At 67.4% G+C, this 3,769-nt stretch carries 4 protein-coding genes; all 4 read right to left on the bottom strand.

The genetic code is table 11. From position 1 onward, the window contains the following. Positions 1 to 74: 74 nt before the first annotated feature. The 4 genes from DBR12_RS08645 to DBR12_RS08630 all read right to left on the bottom strand — a co-directional run bounded on the left by DBR12_RS08645 (position 75) and on the right by DBR12_RS08630 (position 3,639). Positions 75 to 1,163, bottom strand: a complete 1,089-nt coding sequence (locus DBR12_RS08645) for a sensor histidine kinase (protein WP_108616879.1) — start codon at positions 1,161 to 1,163, stop codon at positions 75 to 77. Then, positions 1,160 to 1,456, bottom strand: a complete 297-nt coding sequence (locus DBR12_RS08640) for a 2TM domain-containing protein (RefSeq protein WP_108616878.1) — start codon at positions 1,454 to 1,456, stop codon at positions 1,160 to 1,162. Before DBR12_RS08640 ends, DBR12_RS08645 begins: the two co-directional genes overlap by 4 nt. Before the next feature lie 53 nt (positions 1,457 to 1,509). Beyond that, positions 1,510 to 2,511 (bottom strand): alpha/beta hydrolase, encoded by a 1,002-nt coding sequence (locus tag DBR12_RS08635; protein ID WP_233244361.1) that lies wholly within the window; start codon positions 2,509 to 2,511, stop codon positions 1,510 to 1,512. A 78-nt stretch (positions 2,512 to 2,589) separates the two neighbouring features. Beyond that, a complete protein-coding gene (locus DBR12_RS08630; RefSeq protein ID WP_108616877.1) occupies positions 2,590 to 3,639 on the bottom strand; it encodes a dienelactone hydrolase in 1,050 nt (349 codons plus the stop codon). Positions 3,640 to 3,769: the final 130 nt, after the last annotated feature.

The raw sequence follows: 3,769 nt of genomic DNA, 5'->3' as shown, positions 1-3,769 counted from the left end.
GGTCAGCTCCTGGCGCAGGGCCGCGGCCAGCAGGGGTTCGTCTTCGGCAATCAGGGCGCGGGGGCGGGACGGGTTCATGGTGTGGGTGGGAATTTCAAAGGAAAAATGACGTTTGCGCGCGTCCCGCCTGTGTTCCCAGCTATCAATTCAAGAGCTCCTGCGTTGCCGTGCAAGGTGGCCAGCCGTTCGCGTGCCTGGGCCAGGCCAAAGCTCTGCCCGGGGCCGGGTGTGGGTAGTTGCTCAGGCAGGCCCACACCGGTGTCTATCACCTCCAGCACCAGCTGGGGGCCGCTGTCGCCAGGCCGTGTGCTGGCGCGCACGGTGATGTGGCCGCCCTCCACCTGGGGCTCCAGGCCGTGGCGGATCGCGTTCTCGACCAGGGGCTGCAGCAGCAGCGGGGGCACGGGCACGCTGCGCAGGGTGTCGGGCAGTTCCAGTGTGTAGGCCAGGCGCGGGCCCATGCGCACCGCCATCAGCTCCAGATAGTCTTGCAGGCGCTCGAATTCGTCCTCCAGCGGGTGCTGGGTGCTGCGCGACGCGCTGAGCGTGGCGCGCAGGTAGGCAATCATGCGGTCCAGCATCTCCTGCGCGCGGGCGGGGTCGGTGCCGATCAGCACCCGCAGGTTGGCCAGGGTGTTGAACAGCATGTGGGGTTCGAGCTGGGTTTCCAGCAGTTTCAGGCGCGCCTCGGTCGCATGCATGCGCGCCTCGGCCATCTTGTCCTCCAGGTACGCCGATTTGTGGATGGCGTAGAAGTAGTAGCTGCCCACCAGTCCGGCAATGGCCGTGATGAGGATGGAGGTGCGTTGGTCTGCCCCGGACAGCGATGCGCCCGCCGGGTAGAAGTGGAAGTAGTGGACGCACAGCGCATCCGCCAGCAGCGTGCCCGCCAAGTAGCCGATGATGATGCCCGCTGCGACCAGCGCAATGCCCTGCCAACCCTGCGGCCAGCCTGTCTCGGCGGCCGATGGAATCAGCTCGCGCCCCAGGTCGATGATGGCCCACGTGAAGGTGCCGATCAGCACCGAATACACCACCGGCGGCCCGTAGGGCTTGTCGGGTATGAACGCGTACTGGAGGGTGGCCACGACCAGCGTGAATGCCACCACCTGCAGGTAGTGCCGCAGCTTGCTGACCCCACTGAAATCGCGGCGCAGCATCATGGCCGGTTCTGGCGGCGCTGGAGGGCTTCGCGCTCGCGCTGCACCATGCGCTCGCGCAGGTCGCCGCCGGTGCCGAGCAGAAACACCGACACCCCATGCAGGACCAGCCCCAGCCCCCAGCCCAGCAGGGGGTACACCGACCAGGGGCGGCTGCCAAACGCATAGCGCGACATGGCAAAAATCACTGCGTTGACCAGCACGAAGGCCACCGCATGCACGTACCAGCCCAGCTTGGCGTTGGCGCGGCGACGGGCCAGCACATCCAGTTCTTCGGGGCTCAGGTGAGTTGGCATGGCAGCAAAAAGTGGGACGAGGTGGTCGGAATTTTAGGTGGCAAGGCGGCTTGCTACGCCGGGCAGGCCTGCCGCGCCACCGTGGCAACGGCTTGCGCATCCAGCGTCAGCCCCATGTGGTTCACGCCCGGTACCAGGGTGACGGGCACGGGCTTGCCCGCCTGGGCAAACAGGTCGGCAAAGCGGTCAGCGTGGAACAGCTCGTCGTCCTGCCCGGCCACGATGCAGACGGTGCCCCGGGCATTGCGGATATCGCCCAGATAGTCGTTGTGGGGGCGGAAGTTGGTGGCCACCGTGTACGAATAGTGGGGCGTGAGCAGCTGGCGGGCCACATCGTTTAGCGCAAAGCTCAGCACGGGCAGGTGGTTCCAGTGGGTGATGCCGAACTGGTTGATCAATGTGAGGGCAATCATGCGCGGCAGACCTACCGATGCCCAGCCACCGCTGTCTGGCCGCGATGTAGGCGCGTTGTGGTGCAAGAAAGGGGACAGCAGCACATAGTGGTCAAACAGGCCCTGCCGCGCGCTGCCTGCAAAACGCAGCGCAAAACCTCCGCCTGCCGAGAAGCCCATCAGCGTTTGCGGGCCCGCGTGGGGCACGGCGCGCAAAAAGTCCTCGATGTCGTCTTCCATCTGACCGATATAGGCGGCTTGGCCCCGGGGGCCGGATGCGCCGTGCCCCCGCATGTCAAGGGAGGCCACGGAGTGGCCTTGTGCAGCCAACGCCTGTGCCAGTACATGGTTGGACTGCCCGCGCGCAGAAGATCCGTGCACCAGCACCACCCGGCGTTGGGGAGCGTCGGGCGCTGCCCCGGCGGGGCTGTAACTGTGCCAGGCCAGCGATGCGCCATCGCGCGCCGTGTAGCGCTGGGCCGGGGGCACATTGCTGTAGTCCACCCCTTTGAACGGGTCGTTGATGCTGGCCAGCGGCGGGATGTCTTTGGGGCCGCCCCAGGCAATGGCGGCGGCAAGCCCAGCGATGGCGGCGGTCAGGAGGATGGTTGCGATCAGCATGGTGTAACGGCGGCGGGGCTGGGGTGCGCGGGTTGGTGTCATGGTAGCGAGCAGGCCGGGGTGGCCGTGGAGATGGAGAGCATACGGCGGGCCAAGGCCAAGGCGCTGCTCGTCGATGTATCAGCGCTGGGGGACTGGAAGTGGCTGCAGGTGCTGGGCAAAGAAGTCCACGATCCGGGCGTCCACCTCGGGCAGCACGTTGCGGTCAAAGCCGGGCGGGTCGCCCAGCAGTGCGGTCTGCACGTCGTTGAGCAGATGCAGCGGTGGCATGGGCGACAGCATGGCGCCGTGGCTGGCGCCCGGCAGGTGGGCCACATGGGTGCAGCGCTCCTGGCAGGCGGCGAGCACGGCGCTGCTGTGAAAGCGCGGCACCTGGTTCACATCCATGCCCGCCGTGACCAGCCCGAGCGCAATGCGCGGGCGGACCAGGCTGGCCATGTCGAAGTCGGCCGCAAACGGCACGCTGGCCACGGTGGCTTGCACGCGCGGGTCCTGGTGCGTGTAGGCGGTGTCGTCGCCGAAGCGGTGGCGTATCACGGCCAGCGCAAACCACTTCTTCAAGCCGTCCAGCAGATTGCCGTGCAGCCGGGTGATGAAGCCGACGCAGGAGGAAAAGTCGTCAGCGATGTGGGCCTCGCAGTGCTGGCGAAAGCGCGCGGGCGACCACGCGCCGCCCGCGAAGCTCAGGGCCGTGTGGCCACCGGCAGATCCGCCAAAAACCCCCACTTTGTTCAGGTCGAGCAGCGGGGCCAGGCGGTTGTCCCGGGCCACGGCGTCGATGGCGCGGGAGACCTCGGGCGGGCGGCGCTTCCAGCTTTCGGGGCCGGGCGTGGACGGGTCCTTGACGTTGTCCCCCGCATGTTCGGGCAACGCAACCACAAAGCCTGCTGCCACCATTGCGCGTGCCAGGTCGGTGTGGACCCACGGGTTGCCGCCCGACCCGTGAGTGATGACAAGCAGGCGGCCATTGCCCTGCACGGCAGGAGCCCGCCAGGCCAGCTGCAGCTGGAAGGGCCCTCGCTGCACGGGCTCGTCGGCACCGCTGCTGGGGTAGAACACGGTGACGGGCCCGTCTCCCTCCAAACCGGGCAGTTCCATCAGGCCCGTGCCTGCCTGGCTGGCAGTGTGGATGCATGCAGCGATGAGGGAGGTGATCCAGCGGTTTTCCATGAGGGGGCCTCGGGGTGGGGGCAGATCAGGAACTGTTGCCCTGGCGGGCAATGCGGTCGCGCTCGGCCTGCACCATGCGCTCATGCAGGCCGCTGCTGCCCGCCAAGACAAACACCACCACGCCGTGAAT

This window comes from Acidovorax sp. HMWF029 (genome assembly GCF_003060895.1).
Lineage (GTDB): Bacteria > Pseudomonadota > Gammaproteobacteria > Burkholderiales > Burkholderiaceae_C > Acidovorax.
This window is presented reverse-complemented; position numbering and strand designations above follow the sequence as displayed.

Excerpts from the sequence above, each read along its gene's own strand:
- DBR12_RS08645 (WP_108616879.1), bottom strand. The coding sequence starts at position 1,163 with ATGATGCTGCGCCGCGATTTCAGTGGGGTCAGCAAGCTGCGGCACTAC.
- DBR12_RS08640 (WP_108616878.1), bottom strand. The coding sequence starts at position 1,456 with ATGCCAACTCACCTGAGCCCCGAAGAACTGGATGTGCTGGCCCGTCGC.
- DBR12_RS08635 (WP_233244361.1), bottom strand. The coding sequence starts at position 2,511 with ATGACACCAACCCGCGCACCCCAGCCCCGCCGCCGTTACACCATGCTG.
- DBR12_RS08630 (WP_108616877.1), bottom strand. The coding sequence starts at position 3,639 with ATGGAAAACCGCTGGATCACCTCCCTCATCGCTGCATGCATCCACACT.